Source organism: Formosa sp. Hel1_31_208 (assembly GCF_900104785.1).
In the GTDB taxonomy this organism is placed as follows: domain Bacteria; phylum Bacteroidota; class Bacteroidia; order Flavobacteriales; family Flavobacteriaceae; genus Psychroserpens.
Genome location: NZ_LT629733.1, coordinates 1,336,452 through 1,353,611 on the forward strand (window position 1 = coordinate 1,336,452; position 17,160 = coordinate 1,353,611).

At 34.8% G+C, this 17,160-nt stretch carries 17 protein-coding genes; 11 read left to right on the forward strand and 6 right to left on the reverse strand.

Annotation, left to right across the window (positions count from 1 at the left end; translation table 11 throughout):
• Positions 1–173: 173 nt before the first annotated feature.
• Positions 174–2,582: a protein-disulfide reductase DsbD domain-containing protein gene (locus tag BLT57_RS05975; RefSeq protein WP_091423613.1), complete on the forward strand. Its 2,409-nt coding sequence runs from the start codon at positions 174–176 to the stop codon at positions 2,580–2,582.
• Here BLT57_RS05975 and BLT57_RS05980 read toward each other — a convergent pair whose 3' ends face one another.
• From BLT57_RS05980 to BLT57_RS14120, 6 genes are all read right to left on the reverse strand, one after another.
• Complete coding sequence (locus BLT57_RS05980; protein WP_091423616.1) at positions 2,583–3,314, reverse strand: nitroreductase family protein; 732 nt, start codon at positions 3,312–3,314, stop codon at positions 2,583–2,585.
• A gap of 5 nt (positions 3,315–3,319) precedes the next feature.
• On the reverse strand, positions 3,320–3,598 hold the full coding sequence (locus tag BLT57_RS05985) for a hypothetical protein (protein WP_091423617.1): 279 nt from the start codon (positions 3,596–3,598) through the stop codon (positions 3,320–3,322).
• A gap of 42 nt (positions 3,599–3,640) precedes the next feature.
• Positions 3,641–3,904 (reverse strand): NrdH-redoxin, encoded by a 264-nt coding sequence (locus tag BLT57_RS05990; RefSeq protein WP_091423620.1) that lies wholly within the window; start codon positions 3,902–3,904, stop codon positions 3,641–3,643.
• Positions 3,905–3,922: 18 nt separating this feature from the next.
• On the reverse strand, positions 3,923–4,474 hold the full coding sequence (gene msrA / locus BLT57_RS05995) for a peptide-methionine (S)-S-oxide reductase MsrA (RefSeq protein ID WP_091423622.1): 552 nt from the start codon (positions 4,472–4,474) through the stop codon (positions 3,923–3,925).
• Positions 4,474–4,935 carry a peptide-methionine (R)-S-oxide reductase MsrB gene (gene msrB / locus BLT57_RS06000; protein ID WP_091423625.1) on the reverse strand — a complete coding sequence of 154 codons (462 nt, stop codon included), beginning with the start codon at positions 4,933–4,935 and terminating at the stop codon, positions 4,474–4,476. Before msrB ends, msrA begins: the two co-directional genes overlap by 1 nt.
• Positions 4,936–5,097: 162 nt before the next feature.
• On the reverse strand, positions 5,098–5,247 hold the full coding sequence (locus tag BLT57_RS14120) for a hypothetical protein (protein ID WP_172827433.1): 150 nt from the start codon (positions 5,245–5,247) through the stop codon (positions 5,098–5,100).
• 222 nt (positions 5,248–5,469) lie between these two features.
• On the opposite strand from BLT57_RS14120, the gene BLT57_RS06005 reads away from it, so the two are divergent.
• The 10 genes from BLT57_RS06005 to BLT57_RS06050 all read left to right on the forward strand — a co-directional run bounded on the left by BLT57_RS06005 (position 5,470) and on the right by BLT57_RS06050 (position 17,096).
• Positions 5,470–7,779, forward strand: a complete 2,310-nt coding sequence (locus tag BLT57_RS06005; RefSeq protein WP_091423627.1) for a transglycosylase domain-containing protein — start codon at positions 5,470–5,472, stop codon at positions 7,777–7,779.
• A gap of 166 nt (positions 7,780–7,945) precedes the next feature.
• Positions 7,946–8,431 (forward strand): hypothetical protein, encoded by a 486-nt coding sequence (locus BLT57_RS06010; RefSeq protein WP_091423630.1) that lies wholly within the window; start codon positions 7,946–7,948, stop codon positions 8,429–8,431.
• A gap of 716 nt (positions 8,432–9,147) precedes the next feature.
• Positions 9,148–9,912 carry a hypothetical protein gene (locus BLT57_RS06015; protein WP_091423631.1) on the forward strand — a complete coding sequence of 255 codons (765 nt, stop codon included), beginning with the start codon at positions 9,148–9,150 and terminating at the stop codon, positions 9,910–9,912.
• Between the two features lie 363 nt (positions 9,913–10,275).
• Positions 10,276–11,496 (forward strand): alpha/beta hydrolase-fold protein, encoded by a 1,221-nt coding sequence (locus BLT57_RS06020; protein WP_091423636.1) that lies wholly within the window; start codon positions 10,276–10,278, stop codon positions 11,494–11,496.
• A gap of 423 nt (positions 11,497–11,919) precedes the next feature.
• Entirely contained in the window at positions 11,920–12,603 is a 684-nt protein-coding gene (locus BLT57_RS06025; protein WP_091423639.1) for a DUF6090 family protein, read from the forward strand.
• 204 nt (positions 12,604–12,807) lie between these two features.
• Positions 12,808–13,647, forward strand: coding sequence for an alpha/beta hydrolase (locus BLT57_RS06030; protein WP_091423643.1), 840 nt, complete (start codon positions 12,808–12,810; stop codon positions 13,645–13,647).
• Positions 13,648–13,887: 240 nt separating this feature from the next.
• On the forward strand, positions 13,888–14,592 hold the full coding sequence (locus BLT57_RS14155) for a DUF6090 family protein (RefSeq protein WP_197675477.1): 705 nt from the start codon (positions 13,888–13,890) through the stop codon (positions 14,590–14,592).
• Positions 14,593–14,627: 35 nt separating this feature from the next.
• Positions 14,628–15,299 (forward strand): DUF6090 family protein, encoded by a 672-nt coding sequence (locus BLT57_RS06040; protein WP_157717126.1) that lies wholly within the window; start codon positions 14,628–14,630, stop codon positions 15,297–15,299.
• 148 nt (positions 15,300–15,447) lie between these two features.
• Positions 15,448–16,167 carry a DUF6090 family protein gene (locus BLT57_RS06045; protein ID WP_157717127.1) on the forward strand — a complete coding sequence of 240 codons (720 nt, stop codon included), beginning with the start codon at positions 15,448–15,450 and terminating at the stop codon, positions 16,165–16,167.
• Positions 16,168–16,364: 197 nt separating this feature from the next.
• Complete coding sequence (locus BLT57_RS06050; protein WP_091423651.1) at positions 16,365–17,096, forward strand: DUF6090 family protein; 732 nt, start codon at positions 16,365–16,367, stop codon at positions 17,094–17,096.
• Positions 17,097–17,160 lie beyond the last annotated feature (64 nt).

Sequence of the window (17,160 nt, forward strand, 5' to 3'; positions counted from 1 at the left end):
TTTTTTGTGTCTTAAATTGATATTTGTTAATCAAGGTGAAATGCTCTCGTATAATACCTTCGTTTTTGTTAAATTAGCTTTTTCAATTGCTAATTATTTTATGACCCAGTGTAAGTAATACGTAATACATACGTTCTAATGCCACACCATGTCAATAAACCTAATTCATTCTAATGAAGAATTTCATCCTAACGCTTTGTAGTTTTCTAGTCTTTGGAGTTACCTCCCATGCTCAAATCTTTAAACCTGTTACATGGAAAACGTCTGTCGAAAAGATCTCAGATACCGAATTTGATTTAATTTCTACAGCAACAATTGATAGCGGCTGGCATCTGTATTCACAGAATGTCCCTGAAGATGGACCAATTCCAACCACATTCGTTTATAATGCTAATGCAGACTATGAGCTAAATGGAAACACTTTGGAAGACGAAGGTCATACCGTTGATGATCCAGTTTTTCAAATGGTCATTAAATTCTTTAGTGATAAAGCCGAATTTAGACAGCGTATTACAGTTTTAAATCAGGAACTGTCCATTGTAGAAGGTGAAGTTGAATTTATGGTCTGTGATGACGAAAAGTGTCTGCCTCCCAATTATATCGATCTTAAATTTAATTTAAAAGAGGCTAAAAATGCTGTTGTTACTGAGGACGCTGATGGCAGTGTGTTCCAGTCGAATACCACAGACGACTCTTCTAAAATCTTTGAACCTGTAAAATGGAGCTCTTCTGTAGAAAAAATATCAGACACAGAATATTATTTAGTCTCAATAGCTACGGTCGATAATGGTTGGCATTTGTATTCTCAAAACGTACCAGAAGATGGACCAATTCCAACCACTTTTGAGTATGATTTAAAAGAAGGTGTTGAGCTTATAGGAAAAACAAATGAGGAAGATGGCACCACTGTAGATGATCCTGTTTTTAATATGAAGATCAAATATTTTGAAGGTGTAACAGAATTTAGGCAACGCGTAAAACGTTCAAATACAGACATCATTTCTGTTATTGCTGAGGTTGGTTTTATGGCTTGTGATGATAAGCAATGCACGGCACCAACATATATAGATTTAAATTTTGATCTTACAAAAACCACCAAGGTTAAAGCAGATGTAGCCACAGTATCAGATGATGATAAAGGTGTTACTAGAGGCTTGTGGTCTATTTTCTTTGTAGCATTCTTTTCTGGTTTTGTAGCATTATTAACACCCTGCGTTTTTCCGATGATACCAATGACGGTTAGTTTTTTTATTAAACAAAGCCAGTCAAAAGCCAAAGGGATTCGAAATGCTATCATTTATGGCTTATCTATCATTGTTATTTATGTGTTACTAGGTACTATTATTACGGCGGTATTTGGAGCCGATGCTTTAAACGCACTCGCAACTAACGTTTGGTTTAATGTCATATTCTTCATATTGCTCGTGGTATTTGCCATTTCTTTTTTAGGTGCTTTTGAAATTGTATTACCAAATTCTTGGGCGAATAAAGCCGATAGACAGGCAGATAGAGGTGGACTTATTGGTATATTTTTTATGGCACTAGCATTGGCTATTGTCTCTTTTTCGTGTACAGGACCCATTGTGGGAACTATTTTAGTGGAAGCTGCGTCTAAAGGAGGAATTGCTCCTGTCATTGGTATGCTAGGGTTTTCTACGGCAATTGCTTTACCTTTTGCCTTATTTGCAGCATTTCCAGGTTGGTTAAATTCATTGCCAAAATCTGGAGGATGGTTGAATACGGTAAAGGTAGTTCTTGGTTTTTTAGAGTTGGCATTAGCATTTAAATTTTTATCACAAGCCGATTTAGTCTTGCAATTACATTTCTTAGAGCGTGAAGTCTTTATTGCAATTTGGATTGCCATTTTTGGTACTTTATCGTTATATCTCCTCGGAAAAATTCAACTGCCACACGATTCGCCATTGAAGCATATTTCCGTGGGTAGATTATTACTAGGATTACTTACATTGACATTTACTATTTACATGATTCCCGGACTTTGGGGCGCTCCTTTAAATTTGATTAGTGCGTTTCCACCGCCTTTAGATTACAGTGAGTCTCCTTATGGTGTTGGAAATTCTAAGGGTGGAGGTAGTGTCTCAGCAGACCATTCTGAATTGCCAGATGGTTCACATTTGCTGGCGCCACATGATATCTTAGCCTTTAATGATTATGATAAAGGTTTAGCATATGCTAAAGAAGTTGGAAAACCAGTGATGATAGATTTTACAGGTTGGGCTTGTGTCAATTGTCGTAAAATGGAACAAAACGTATGGGTGAAAGATAAAGTCCTTAATCGACTTAAAAATGATATTATTCTGATATCTCTTTACGTAGATGACAAGCGAAAATTGTCGGAAGATGAGGTCACAGATTCTAAGTTAAGACCTGGAAAAAAACTAAAGTATATTGGCCAGAAATGGAGCGAACTGCAGACTCTAAAATATAAAACCAATACACAGCCGTTTTATGTCCTAATGGGTCATAATGAAGAGAACTTGATTGCTCCTATAAGTTATACTCCAGATGCTGACACCTATTACAATTGGTTGTCTGAAGGGATTAAGAATTTTGATAAGTAATTACTTCTCAAAATAGACATCTTCAAATGGCACTCTAAATCGAGGACCATAGATGCCTTTTTCCGCATTCCGGATGCCACAGCTAATCACCATATTGATTTCGGCGCCTCTAGGCAGTTTCAGTATGCGTTTAACCCGTAAGGTATCACTGCCTTCCATTGGGCACGTGTCATAGCCAATGGCTGACATGCTAATCATGAAGTTTTCGGCTGCAAGACCAGCACTTTTATGAGCGACAATGCGCATGTCACTTAAGCGTGTTTGGCGGTAAATAGGGCGGAATAATCCAACCACTTGAAAAGCTAAATATTTTAGAAAACCTAGGATGCCAAAAAAATCAGTATAGATGGTTGGGATGATTTTAGTATAATAATCAGTTGCCATTTTTTTGCGTTTCAACGAGCGCTCGTCTAAATTGGGTTTGCTGTATGCCTTATCTAAAAAAGCCACATTTGCCTTTGCGCGTTTTCGCCATAAATCCTTTCGTGTGACGACCACCACCAGTTGCTGTGCTGTTTTTGCCGCATTTTGATTAAAACAAGCTGTAGCTAACTTGTCAAGTATGGTTTTGTCGGTGACATGATAAAATTCCCATAGCTGTAAATTGCTACTTGTAGGCGCCAGAGAGGCATTATAAAGGCACTGCTTTACTTTTTCAGTATCAATAGGCTCATCTGTATATACGCGTGTTGATCGACGATAATTAATCGCTTCAGTAACTGTTTTTTCCATAGTTATCAGTGTGTGTGGTCATATGTAATATGACAGGTTTGGCAAGTATACGTATCTTTTGATATGACAATACCTTCAATATTACTCTCTACAATTTTATTAATGAAATTATTATAGGTGTCGTCTCGTTGGTCATTTTTACTGCCTTTATTGAATTTATAAAATTCACCTTCCCATTCTTGTTTTCCCCAACAATTAGGGCAGATGCCTTCTGGAGCAGCTCCAGTCATTTCATTGTTGCGTTTTTTATTGAAGTAGTTTTTAAGATGATCAACTATGGACATAACGTCTGTGAATTTTAGGATGGATATCCAAATTTAAAACAATTAATGGTCAGGTATTAATTTATTTAACCATTTTTCAAGTTCGGCTTTGTTTGGATTACGCAATTTCTTAGAGCCTATCAGTATGGTTGGGAAGTTAAGCTTGTTGTTTGCGTAAAGACCACGCAATTCTGCTGCGTGGTCTTTATGTAGTTCTACATCCAAAAACTCATAAGGTAATCTAGTTGTCTCTAAAACGTCTAGATAGAATTGCGTTTTATGACAATGGCCAGTACCAAATAGTTTTATCTTCGGAATAGTATCCATTCGTGTTGATTTTATACCTTAAATAACACTCGGTTTTAACTTATCTGCATGTAATTTTCTAAGTTTCGCTAACTTAGGATTAATAACAAAACTACAATAGCCTTGACTTTGATTATTAGCATAGTAGTTTTGATGTGCAGCTTCGGCTTCAAAGAATTTACCTAGCGGACTTACTTCTGTCACGATAGGGCTTTCATAATAGGGTGACATTTCTTTAACCACAACTTCTGCAATATCCTTTTGTATCTCGTCATGATAAAAAATTACCGAGCGATACTGTGTACCTACATCGGCCTCTTGACGATTTAAGGTTGTTGGGTCGTGACTCGTCATAAAAATTACGAGCAAATCCTCATAAGAAATAACAGCTGGATCAAAGGTAACTTGCACGACTTCGGCATGACCAGTAAGGCCAGAGCATACTTCTCTATATGTTGGAGTTCCTGGAACGGTTCCACCACTATAACCAGACACCACTTTTTCTATGCCTTTAACTTCGTTAAAAATCGCTTCAATACACCAAAAGCAGCCAGCACCAACGGTGAGTTGATCTAAATTTTTACTTGCCATTAGTTTGTCTCCTTTACTTTAGAATCTAATTGCATAGATTCGGAATTAATACAATAGCGCAAACCACTTGGTTCTGGTCCGTCAGGAAAAACATGTCCTAAATGACCATCGCAAGTATTGCACATCACTTCAACGCGCACCATTCCAAAAGAGGCATCTCTTTTATATGTAATGGCATTGGGTTTAATAGGCTGTGTGAAACTAGGCCAACCCGATCCAGATTCAAATTTGATGGTCGAATCAAACAAAGGCGTATCACAACAAATACAGTTGTATTGACCTTCGTCATAAATACTGCACAATGCACCACTATGGGGACGTTCTGTGCCTTTTTGACGGGTGATTCTAAATTGTTCTGGAGTTAATTGCTGACGCCATTCGGCATCTGTTTTTTCTACTCTACGGTCTGGAGTAGGATTTCCTTTTACGGCAAAGTTGATGATTTCTTTCCAAGTTAACATAGCGGTTTGTCCTTTCTGTTTTTAATTAATATGACTATGTGCGTAAGGTTAGTATTTGTCGGAAAAATAACCTTTAACTAACATATATTGACATAAAAAAACTCAATATGAAATTATTGAGCTTTTCATCATAACAAAGATATGACTTATTTCAGTGATAAATTATTTGCTTAATACGAAATAGGATACGGTTACTGCCATTACTAAGATGGCTAGAACACTAGAAATGAAACGTGCTCCAAACAGTGTTTTCTTGTCTTTTTGTAAAATATAATCTCTTCTCTTTTCATGTTTTTCTTTAATAAACTTCATTGTAATATATTTTTAATTCGTAATTCAATTCCCTTTAATATAGCGTATTTGTTGAGGTTTACATAATATTTACTGGGCTTTAACAAAACTATATAGGTATTTATTAATGAATGTTAAAAAAGGAATTTAGCACCTTGGTGCAGAAAATAAAATCTAATCTACAAACGTCGATTTCTTAATTTTGTTCGTATATACCTTGTTACTAAACTCTAATGACCACCTATGAAAATGAAATTCAAGTCTATTTGGCTCAAACGTTTATTAATAGCCATCTTGACTGGTATGACTTTGGTGTTGCTCTTTTGGGTTTCAGTGTATATTGGACTTTGGGGTAAACTGCCTTCTGAAGACGAATTAAAGGATATCAAACAATCGGAGGCCTCTTTGTTATTGGATGCTAATACTAAATTACTCGGGAAATACTTCATTTTTGACAGACAAGCGATTACTTATGAACAGCTTCCGAAGCATGTAGTTGATGCCTTAGTTGCCACGGAAGATGCGAGATTCTTCGAGCATGATGGTGTCGACTACCGCAGTTTATTACGGGTATTCTTCAAATCAATTTTATTACAAGATGACTCGGCAGGCGGAGGAAGTACTATTAGTCAGCAATTGGTTAAGAATATCTATCCAAGAGAAGATCATGGTTGGTTTTCAATGCCTGTAAATAAGGTGAAGGAAATGATAGGAGCGCATCGTTTTGAAAGTATCTATTCAAAGCAAGAGATTATTGTACTTTACTTAAACACGGTTCCTTTTAGTGAGAATGTCTTCGGTATAGAAAGTGCATCTCAACGTTTTTTTAGTTGCAAAACAAAAGCACTGAGTCTTGATCAAGCAGCAACACTCATAGGAACTTTAAAAGCACCTCATGGCTATAATCCACGATTATTTCCAGAACGCAGTCAGTTAAGACGCGATGTGGTCTTACAGCAAATGCATAAGTATGGGTATATTGATGAGGCGACAAAAACAGAAACCAGTCAAATACCATTAAAGGCAGCATATCAAAAATTTACGCATAACGATGGCGTTGCACCTTACTTTAGGGAGAAGGTACGGTTAGAAGTTAAAACCTTGTTAGATAGTCTCAATAAAACCGCAAGCACGAACTACAATCTCTATAAAGACGGTTTACAAATTCATACCACGCTCGATGTTGATATGCAGCGCTATGCTGAAGCTGCTATGACATCACATATGACGACACTGCAATCACAGTATGAAAACGCTTATGGCGCCAACGCACCTTGGTTAAAAAACAAGGACTTGATTAATAAACGGATCAAAGAATTACAGATATATAAGTCTTTAAAACAAAAGACGTACACCCATCAGCAGATTATGGATAGTCTCAAGGTAAAGCGTAATGTGAGTTTGTTTTCTTGGAACGGAGAGCATATAAAACAAGCTTCGGTTATTGACAGTTTACAGCATATGATGAAGTTCTTAAACACAGGGTTTGTGGCGGTAGATCCTTTGTCTGGAGGGATAAAAGCTTATGTGGGCGGTGTTGATTTTCAGCGTTTTAAATTTGATCATGTAGCCAAATCAAAGCGGCAAGTGGGTTCTACCTTTAAGCCCATCGTTTATACGACTGCTTTAGAACAAGGTATTGCACCTTGTACCTATTATCCGGTAAAAGAAATCACCTATACCAATCAAAAGGATTGGACGCCAACTAATGGTGGACAAGAAGAATTGGATAGGCATCTTAACTATTCCTTTGAGAAAGCCATAAGCGAATCGGTAAATACTATTGCCGTAAAAGTTTTAGAAGATGTTGGTATCAAACGGGTGATTGAGCAAGCACAAAAAATGGGAATCACTTCTCAATTGCCAGAAGTACCGTCTTTAGCTTTAGGAACAGCTGAGTTGTCTATGTTAGAGTTAGTAGGAGCCTATACGAGTTTTGTGAATGACGGTCGTGTGTCTCAGCCCTATTATATTACTAAGATCACGGACAAATCAGGAAGCATAATTTATGAGCGTAAAAATGCTAAAGAAATACCCGCAGCATTTTCAGAAGTCACACGCCAGACCATGATTGAAATGATGACCTCTACTATTAATACAGGAACGGCAAGGCGGATGCGATCTACATATGGGATAACTAATGATTTGGCTGGGAAGACCGGAACAACTCAAAACAATAAGGACGGCTGGTTTGCAGGTATAAGTCCGAAATTAGTCATGCTATCCTGGGTTGGAAATGACGATCATCGCATTGGCTTTAGCAACACTTCCATAGGTCAAGGCGCTAATTCGGCGCTACCAATGGTCGCGCTGTTTTTAAAGCAAATGAATCAAGATAAGCAATTTAATACTATCACTCAGGCAAAATTTGAAGCGCCTTCTGATGCCGTAAAACAAGCTTTAGCCTGTGATGAAGAAAAGCGAGATGGCTTCTTAAAACGATTGTTTAAAAAGGACGCTAAGGCACGTGATTTTCAAGTGGATACTGATGAAGAAGAACGGAAAGAAAAGCGAGGTATTTTTGGGTTTTTGAAAAAGAAAGACAAGAGCTAACTGGTTTTTAAAAGTATTTGATTATTAGCTTGCACTAGAGTAATTCTAGACTATATTTGCGCCTTGTAAAATAATACCTACACATCTAAAATCTTTTTAAAATTAATTTTAACTGTTTGACTCTAAGCGTTAGAGGTATTGCGGTTAATAAACAAATGAAACATTTATGAAAACTTTAAAATTTAATGTAGTCGCACTATTAATGGTTATTGGCTTAAGTATCACATCATGTAGCTCTGATGACGACAATCCAGGGATACAACTTCCAGATACCTTTATAAGCTTTACAATTGATGGAACCGATTACAACTTTATAAATATTGCAACAGCACAATCGTTGGTAATTACTTTAAATGGTAACAATGGTGCCGATTTTTTAGATCCGGGAGATACGCAAATTTCGTTATGGCTTCCTATAGGAGTAGAAAACGGGACTTTTGATGTTGAAGACACATTTGATGCCGAATATCAAGTATCATTTACTTCAGATCCTTTAGGATTCGATTTCGATTTTGCCGATAGTGGTAGTATGACTTTAACTCAAACCACTGGTGAGTATATTGAGGGGACATTTACCGCAACAATAACCAATGGTGATAATGACGTTATTACTCTAGAAAATGGCGCTTTTAAGGCACTTACTATAGACTAATACCGCAGGTGTTCAGTAATTGAACACTATTCGAAAGGGCACTATTTAACACGGTTGAATAGTGCCCTTTTTTTATATCATTAATAGAACGAAAGTGGACGTATTTAACTGATGATTTACCAATCTCATCAGGTTTAGGGTCGCTAAAAAAACAAAAATATCGAAACACTTCGGTCGTATTTCGATATGACTACAGATGGTAATCTGTCTTTGGAGTTTTTTGTCTTAATGTTTCTTTTTAGAGATCGGTTTAAGGATTTACTTTATGTTTCATTAATACCGCTAACTCGGCATTTTTAAGGATGTCGTCTTGCTAATGTTTCTTTTTAGAGATCCACATTTAAGGATTTACTTTATGTTTCATTGGTCAAGGGTAACTTGATGTCCTTTACTAATAAGACACCACTTTTTCTGAAAAGTCACAATTTTCTTCGATTTAAGTCCCTAAAACAATACAATGTGCTCAAAATAAGCGGGATGGATTACTATCAATAGCATTCAAAAACAGGAATTGGATTTGTCATTTCAAAGCATTTTTTTTAACAAAATTAGTTAAATGTCTGATTTTTAGCTATATTTAAACATCTTCAAGTCTGATCTTTATCTTAAATGCGAGTGTAACACTTCATTTATTATAGGCTATTAATCAATTTTTACTTTAACAGTGCTTTGATGATCATCAAGGTGCACAATTAACCAACAAAACCAATTAAATTATGTTGAGAAAAACAATGGCATCGTTCCTGATGCTCGCAATGGTATTTACGTATTCATATACGATAAATGCACAAGAATCTGAAGATTATAACATGTGGCAAAACATTCTGTTTACTCCAGACAATACCCAATTAAAAACCTTGGGTGTCAACATGCGAAAACACAATCAAACGTATCATAGCGAAAGCCCTTATGATGCCACAGTTTACAATATTACAACGGGTCCAAATGCCGGTAAAATGATTTGGCAAATGGGGTCTATGATGTTTAAGCATAATGACGGACGTCCTTCAACCAATGGTCATGACGAAGACTGGCGTGATAATGTGATGCCTTACATTAAAAAGATTCATACCATAGAGTATTGGTCGCAAGATGATGAGAAGTCAAACACGAGTATGTTATCGCCAGATAATATATATCCAATAATGTTTGTCCGTTATTTTGAAGTTTCTGAGGACTATGGGTATTTAATGAACAACCACTTTAAACGGGTGAGTGAAACCATTAAAGCCATGGATGGTGTCAACCCTTGGGGATTATACTATAATGATTTCTTACAAGGGGATTTAGGACGACATGTGGCTACCGTAGGCTTTATGAAAACTTGGGCAGAAATGGATGAAGACCGAAATTTTAAAGCGACGTTTGAAAAGTTATTTGGTGCCGATCAATGGCAGATGCATTTAGATGCGCGGGATGATGCATTCACCAACCGTTGGGATGAAATTTGGGTGTATAATAAAAGCCTTAGTGGCAAATAATACGTTCACATCCTTATAATAATAAAACCACTCATAAAGAGTGGTTTTTTTGTGGCTTAGGCTAGCGTGTAACACTGCCGTCTAATGTGGTTAACATCTGATTGCAACATGCTATCAAAAATACGTAGATCTACTTATAAAATGCTTATAAATTTAGTTTAACTTTAGGGCTTAAGCCATAAGACTAAATATGTGTTTATCCGGAGGTATTCAGGTGATACTATCACGAATGAAACAGATATAAGGTGTTAGAGGCAATTAAAAAAAACGATAAGAGATTTCAAAAAAGAGAAGTCAGTAATTGTTTTTGATGTTGTCATTTTGCCAAAATAAATAATCGCAAACTAAAACCTTACCGAACAAATGAGAAAGTCTAAAATTATAATTTCTATAATCACGTTGTTCCTATCCTTCCAAGGAATAGCACAATTTAATGAAAATGACGAAAAGCAAATAGTAATCGGGAAAGTTGATAGCTTGTATTCAAATATACTGCAAGAGCAAAGAGAAATTTGGGTACACATACCCGAAGATTTTGATAATACGAAGCAATATCCTGTTATTTATGTATTAGATGCATCTCAAAATTTCTATGTTGTTACTGGAATGTTAAAACAACTATTACCTTGGCAAATTCCTAACTCTATTATAGTTGGTATTACAAATACAGATAGAACCAGAGATTTCACACCAACCAACGTTCCTTTTCAACGCGGACAACAATCAGAAACTTCAGGAGGTGCCAGTAATTTTATAAAGTTTATAGACGAAGAATTAAAACCATTTATAAACAACAAATACCCAACCGAAAACAACAACACAATTATTGGTCATTCTACAGGAGGTCTGTTTGTACTTTATTCATTCCTGCATCACGAAAATTCTTTTGATAATTATTTGGCAATAGACCCAAGTCTTTGGTGGGACAAAGAAAATCTAGTCAAAGAAACTCAAGAACTACTAAATAAAGGAAACCGAAAGGAAAAATCATTATATATAGCAGTAGCTAATAGTATTGGTAAAGAAATGGATACAGTTAAAGTTAGAAAAGATAAAACAGTTCCTACTGAACAGATTAGAGCAAATTTAAATTTTCACGACCTGTTAATGAAAAATAATAAAGAGCTTAATTTTAAATGGGAATATTTTAAGAACGAAGACCACGGAAGCATAGTGATACCAGCTCAATATAACGGATTGCGGTCTATTTTTTCTTGGTTTCCATTCCCTGAAATGTGGCGTTTTAACACGCCAAAAGAATATTCTGCCAAAGAATTAACAGAACCATTTCAGTCCCATTATAAAAAATTAAGTATTCGTATGAAACGCGAAGTAAAACCTGATTGGGAATTACTAAATCAAATCGGTTCCTTTATGTTGGATGGGCATAATCTTCCTGAAAAAGCTTTAGCATATCTAGAATTGAATGCCGATTTCTACCCTAATGAATCAAAAAGTTTTGTCGCTTTAGGAAATTATTTTTTATCTCAAAAAAACAAATCAGAAGCAATTAAGTATTACAAAAAAGCAATTGGAATAGATGCAAATCAAGAAGCTCAAGCTAAATTAAAGGAATTAGAATAGTAATAAATAACTGCCTCTAACAACGTGTATAACTAATTGCTAGTTATAGCCTACTCGGAAAATCCTACAGATTTTCCTCTGGTTCGTGATCTTTTTGCTAACTTAGTTCCTAGCCTACGCAACTAGCCATAACACGAACACGTTAGCCTTCATTAGGACCAACCACTAACCAATGATATTATCGAGCCAAGATTTACATAGTAAATTAAATGTCCGGTGGACATTTAGGCGAGATATCCGCTTGCGGACAATCTAAATGCTTAAATTAGATTTATGATAAAGTTTTTTAGATTATCGAAACATAATTTTGCAAAGCAAAATCAAATGCCCAGTGGACATTTGGGTGAGATAGCCGCTTGCGGAGAGCTTAAAAAGACAAATTAAACTATGATTAAGTTTTTTAGAAAAATACGCTATGACCTTATGGAAAAAAATAAAACTGGAAAGTATATTAAATATGCCATTGGAGAAATTGTGTTAGTAATGATTGGTATATTATTGGCTCTACAAGTTAATAATTGGAATGAGAACAGAAAAATTAGCAATATTGAACAGCTATTACTACGTGATTTAAGAACAGAAATACAATCAAACATTGTTGCTCTTGATAAGATTATAAAATCTCACAGTGCATCTCTAGATGCGATTATAACCTTGGATTCGGTAATCACCAACTTAAGACAAGTTAATAGACCTCTTGAATTGGGTAGATTATTAGGAGCACACGATTATAATATGACCTATGATCCAAGAACAGGTATTCTCAATTCTATTATCAATTCAGGGAAATTAGATTACATTTCCAATAGAGAATTACGGTATAAGCTTTCTTCCTTAAACGATATTATCCTTGACACAAATGAATCGGCTGATTTATTTAGTGAAATGAGGTCTCAATTCTATTGGCCATTACTAGGTCAGTTATATGAGCGTCAACCAAATGGAAGGTTCAAATTTAATCGGCTAAAAATTATCAATAGTTCAGAATTTAATTGGTGGACAGTACTTGCGAAGTCTAGCAGAATAGAAGGATTAACCGAGGAGAACGGGCTTATGAAAACACTAAAGGAAATCCTCGAATTAATTGAAAGTGAAACAAAAAAATAACGAAAGGCCAACACCGTCTATAGTTGATTGCTTCGGTTGTCGTGGACGGATTTTCTATTTGGTTTGTAATTACTAACTTAGTGCTAGCCAACGCAACACAAGAGACGCAGAAAGCGTTGAACTGGCGTAGCAAACCATACAGAAGACCGTTGGCAACAATTGAAAGAAACTAACATCAACCAAAAAATATATAAATTAACTAATATGATAAAAGCACTATTTATTTCTGTAACACTATTATTTACAATTCAATTAATTGGGCAAAATGAAACTACATTTAAAGAGGTCCTAGATGTATCATATTATGCTAACTCCATAGACACGGATGAGTATGCCAAATCACGTTGTAAATTAGATATACGTTACCCAGAGAACATTAAAGAATTCAATACAGTTGTTTGGTTTCACGGCGGAGGATTAAAGAATGGGAACAAGTATTTTCCTGAGGCATTAATGAATGCTGATTTATGTATTATAAGTGTTAATTATCGTTTATCACCAAAAGTAAAAGCGCCAACTTACATAGAGGATGCAGCAGCAGCCGTCGCTTGGGTGTTTAATAATATTGAATCATATGGCGGAAATTCTGATAAAATATTTATTTCTGGACATTCCGCAGGAGGTTATCTTGCCTTAATGCTTGGATTGGACAAACAATGGTTAAATAATTTTAATGTAGATGCTGATAACATTGCAGGCATGATTTCCTTAAGCGGTCAAACAGCTACTCATTTCACTGTAAGGGAAGAAAGAGGTTTGCCTAAGTTTAAGACGATAGTTGACGAGTTGGCACCATTGTATCGGGTGAGAGAAAATGCGCCCCCTCTAATTTTAATCACAGGAGATAGGAATATTGATTTGGCCGGTAGATATGAAGAAAATCTATATTTAGAAAGGTTAATGAAAACTACAGGACATACCCAAACACAATTATTCGAAATCCAAGGATTTGGACATGGTGGAATGCATAATCCTGGAATTAAACTTTTAATAAAAGAAGTTGACAAGGTTAGTGAAAAGATAGATAATACTTTAAAGAACTAAACTAACTGTTGCCAATAAAGTGTAAAATGCTTTTTGCGGCTAAACACCACTACGCCATTTAAACGAACCGTTAGCCTTCATTATAACCAACCAATAACCAATGATACTATCGAGCCAAGATTTACATAGTAAATTAAATGTCCGGCGGACATTTAGGCGAGATACCCACTCGTGGACAATCTAAATGTTTAAATTAGATTTATGATAAAATTCTTTCGAAAAATTAGACAAAACTTACTTATGGAAAACAAAACTGGGAAGTACTTTAAATATGCCATAGGAGAAATTGTGTTGGTTATGTTGGGTATATTACTAGCGTTGCAAGTAAATAATTGGAACGAGGCTAGAAAAACAAATAAAATTGAAAAACAAATTTTTGAAAATTTGCTTTCTAGTTTAAAGAAAGACTCAACTGAACTGGTACGAATTGTTGATTTTCAAGTTAAAAGTGCTAGGCAACATAATAGAATAATAAATTCAACTGTATCAGAATTTACGAGTGGAATATCTGAAGATAGCATTAGTAATATTTTACATGAATTATGTAATGGAAGGTATAGCTTTTTCCCTAAGTATGGCATATATAATTCAATAGTGTCTAGTAAAGGCTTAGACATATTGCATTCGGAAACAATTAGATCAAAGTTAATTGATTTATACGATTATGAATATAAAAGATATGAATCTATTGATAAAGTTTTAGATGAACGATTTGATGCTATACTCGTACCTTTTTTAAATAAAGAAATTGGATTTTATATAAACTCAAATTTTGAACACAATAAGATAGACATGAAAAACTTTGAAACTAACTTTCATGAGCTTCAGTTACAATGTAAATACATTACAGGTCAATCTACTTCATCTTTAACGCTATTGCAAAGTATACAGAGTAATATAAATGAACTTATCACTGAAATGGGTGTAGAAAAAAGAAAATTATGATAAAATTCTTTCGAAAAATTAGACAAAACTTACTTATGGAAAACAAAACTGGGAAGTACTTTAAATATGCCATTGGAGAAATTGTACTTGTCATGATTGGAATACTTCTAGCATTACAAGTAAGCAACTGGAATCAAGAACGCAAAGACCGAATTAGCGAGCGTAAACTATTAGACAATATCCATAGAGATTTTATCCAAAATAAAGTGAGTTTTGACTCTATTAAGGCTATTAACTATATCGGACTTAACGCCTTGGAAAACATGATTGATTTATTCCCACTAAAGTTAGATACTCTAAAGCATGCAGCTTTTATGAAATACAATGATCAAATACAAGGCATCTCCTATAATCCATATTCTAGCTCTGTAGAATCCGCAGTCAGTTCAAGTTCACTTCAATTAATCCAAGATGAAGATTTACAAAAATATCTGGTCTCTTGGAAAGATGTATTGCTCGACTATCAAGAAGATGAAAATGCTTACTTTCAGTATTTGAATAACTTCCTTTGGCCTTATTTTAGGGAAAAATTTGATTATACAGGAAAAGACACAAAAAGGAATCTGGCCGCCAGAACTACCATAACATATCAAAATATGGTTATCGGCCGAAGAAATCATTTAAGAGGTGTTATTCAGGCCATAGAAGGAGAACCCATAGAAAACCACATCAATGAGATTATTCGATTAACGCAACCTAAAGACTAATGATAAAATTCTTTAGATTATCGAAATACAATTTTGCAAAGTAAAATCGAATGTCCTGTGGACATTTGGTGGAGATAGCCGCTTGCGGAAATATAAAAACGACGTAAAACCAATGATTAAATTTTTTAGAAATATAAGAAAAGACCTTATGGAAAAAAATAAAACTGGAAAGTATTTCAAGTATGCTTTGGGAGAAATAGTCTTGGTAATGATTGGTATATTGCTCGCATTACAAATAAATAATTGGAATGAAAAACGTAAAGAAAACAGTCAAACGATTGGTTTATTGGAGAATATGATAAAGGATCTAAAAACGGATATTCAGATACTTGATCTAGAGATTAATAATTTCAACCAACATATTAATTCTAGTCGGACGCTTTTAATTTCCGAAGATTACCAATTATTCTCCAGCGATTCCATATATAATTTATTACCAACGAACAGCACTAGATATAAGCTTGTCGATCTTACATATGAAAAATTAAAGAATGTTGGTGTTACTAAAATTCTTGATTCGGACGAATTATTAAACTCAATTACTACTTATTACACGACAATATCCAATTATTTAGAAATGGGAGTTTCATGGGATTTTGAATATGCATTAAAAGCAACTGATTATTGGAGGTTAGGTGAACGCTTTGAAGCACCAATACTTAATGATACGCTTTCAATGCCCTTTTTAGAAAATGAATCTGAAAGGAAAACTACTTTTATAAAAGAATTATCTTCCATTAAAAGCAGAAATCAAATTAGGTATGCGATATCCAGAAAATTAGCAGTGCTAGATATTTTTAAAGTGGTCAAATCTAGGGCTGAAGGACTAGTAGAATCTATAGAACAAGAGTTAGTAAAAACAAAATAAAAATGATTCTATTTAACCTGCTTATAACCTTTTGGTTTATTCAGGCCAACCATTAACCAATGATATTATCGAAACAGAATTTTGTTAGGCAAAATCAAAGTTCTGGTAGACCTTTGGTTGAGATAGCCGCTTGCGGAGAGATTAAAAAGACAAATTAAACTATGATAAAGTTCTTTAGACGAATTAGATTTAACCTTATGAGTGAAAACAAAACAGGAAAGCCTGCCGGCCGGACAGGCAGGTATATCAAATATGCTATTGGTGAAATTATCCTTGTTGTTATTGGAATTTTGATGGCTTTAACAATTAACGAATGGAAAAATGAAAAGCGAATCCAATCAGAAGAAAAAGTAACATTACAAAAACTAACACAAGATTTAAAAAGCGATAATGGACGGTATTTAAAAAACATCAAGTTTTACACTAAACGTAATGACTATTTAGTTGATGCCAAGAATATTATTATTAAAAACTCATTATTATCAGATAATGAAATAAAGGAAGTAATGAATTATGGTGGCGCAGTACATAGAGATTTAAACCCACGAAAAACGACCTATAACGAAATGCTGAATTCTGGTAGAATTTATAATCTATCGAACGACAGCTTAGTTAATAGTATTTTAGAATATTATCAATATTTAGATGAGAGCATATATCAGCATAGAGAAGGCAGAAAAGAATTTAGAGCCTTATTTTATGGACCTGATTTTACTGATTTTTGGTTCTGGAAAACTGAAGATGATAGATTACCTTTTGCCAAAAAATTCTTTAGTGATAAAGATTCGCCTGCTTACAAAAAGCTAAAACAGAGTGCTGGGTGGAGTATAGCGATTAATAACTATCTACTTGTAAACAACAAAAATTTATTAGAAATGAACCAGAATTTAATCGAGCAAATTAATTTGGAATTAGAATATAAAAAATAACGAAAGCACAACACCGTGTATAACTCATTGCGGCTGAATTGCTTCGCCAGTTCGCACTTGGTGC

Excerpts from the sequence above, each read along its gene's own strand:
- BLT57_RS06045 (WP_157717127.1), top strand. The coding sequence starts at position 15,448 with ATGGAAAAAAATAAAACTGGAAAGTATTTCAAGTATGCTTTGGGAGAA.
- BLT57_RS06040 (WP_157717126.1), top strand. The coding sequence starts at position 14,628 with ATGGAAAACAAAACTGGGAAGTACTTTAAATATGCCATTGGAGAAATT.
- BLT57_RS05980 (WP_091423616.1), bottom strand. The coding sequence starts at position 3,314 with ATGGAAAAAACAGTTACTGAAGCGATTAATTATCGTCGATCAACACGC.
- msrA (WP_091423622.1), bottom strand. The coding sequence starts at position 4,474 with ATGGCAAGTAAAAATTTAGATCAACTCACCGTTGGTGCTGGCTGCTTT.
- BLT57_RS05975 (WP_091423613.1), top strand. The coding sequence starts at position 174 with ATGAAGAATTTCATCCTAACGCTTTGTAGTTTTCTAGTCTTTGGAGTT.
- BLT57_RS06010 (WP_091423630.1), top strand. The coding sequence starts at position 7,946 with ATGAAAACTTTAAAATTTAATGTAGTCGCACTATTAATGGTTATTGGC.
- msrB (WP_091423625.1), bottom strand. The coding sequence starts at position 4,935 with ATGTTAACTTGGAAAGAAATCATCAACTTTGCCGTAAAAGGAAATCCT.
- BLT57_RS14155 (WP_197675477.1), top strand. The coding sequence starts at position 13,888 with ATGGAAAACAAAACTGGGAAGTACTTTAAATATGCCATAGGAGAAATT.
- BLT57_RS06015 (WP_091423631.1), top strand. The coding sequence starts at position 9,148 with ATGTTGAGAAAAACAATGGCATCGTTCCTGATGCTCGCAATGGTATTT.
- BLT57_RS06030 (WP_091423643.1), top strand. The coding sequence starts at position 12,808 with ATGATAAAAGCACTATTTATTTCTGTAACACTATTATTTACAATTCAA.
- BLT57_RS06005 (WP_091423627.1), top strand. The coding sequence starts at position 5,470 with ATGAAAATGAAATTCAAGTCTATTTGGCTCAAACGTTTATTAATAGCC.
- BLT57_RS06025 (WP_091423639.1), top strand. The coding sequence starts at position 11,920 with ATGGAAAAAAATAAAACTGGAAAGTATATTAAATATGCCATTGGAGAA.
- BLT57_RS06020 (WP_091423636.1), top strand. The coding sequence starts at position 10,276 with ATGAGAAAGTCTAAAATTATAATTTCTATAATCACGTTGTTCCTATCC.
- BLT57_RS05985 (WP_091423617.1), bottom strand. The coding sequence starts at position 3,598 with ATGTCCATAGTTGATCATCTTAAAAACTACTTCAATAAAAAACGCAAC.
- BLT57_RS14120 (WP_172827433.1), bottom strand. The coding sequence starts at position 5,247 with ATGAAGTTTATTAAAGAAAAACATGAAAAGAGAAGAGATTATATTTTA.
- BLT57_RS05990 (WP_091423620.1), bottom strand. The coding sequence starts at position 3,904 with ATGGATACTATTCCGAAGATAAAACTATTTGGTACTGGCCATTGTCAT.
- BLT57_RS06050 (WP_091423651.1), top strand. The coding sequence starts at position 16,365 with ATGAGTGAAAACAAAACAGGAAAGCCTGCCGGCCGGACAGGCAGGTAT.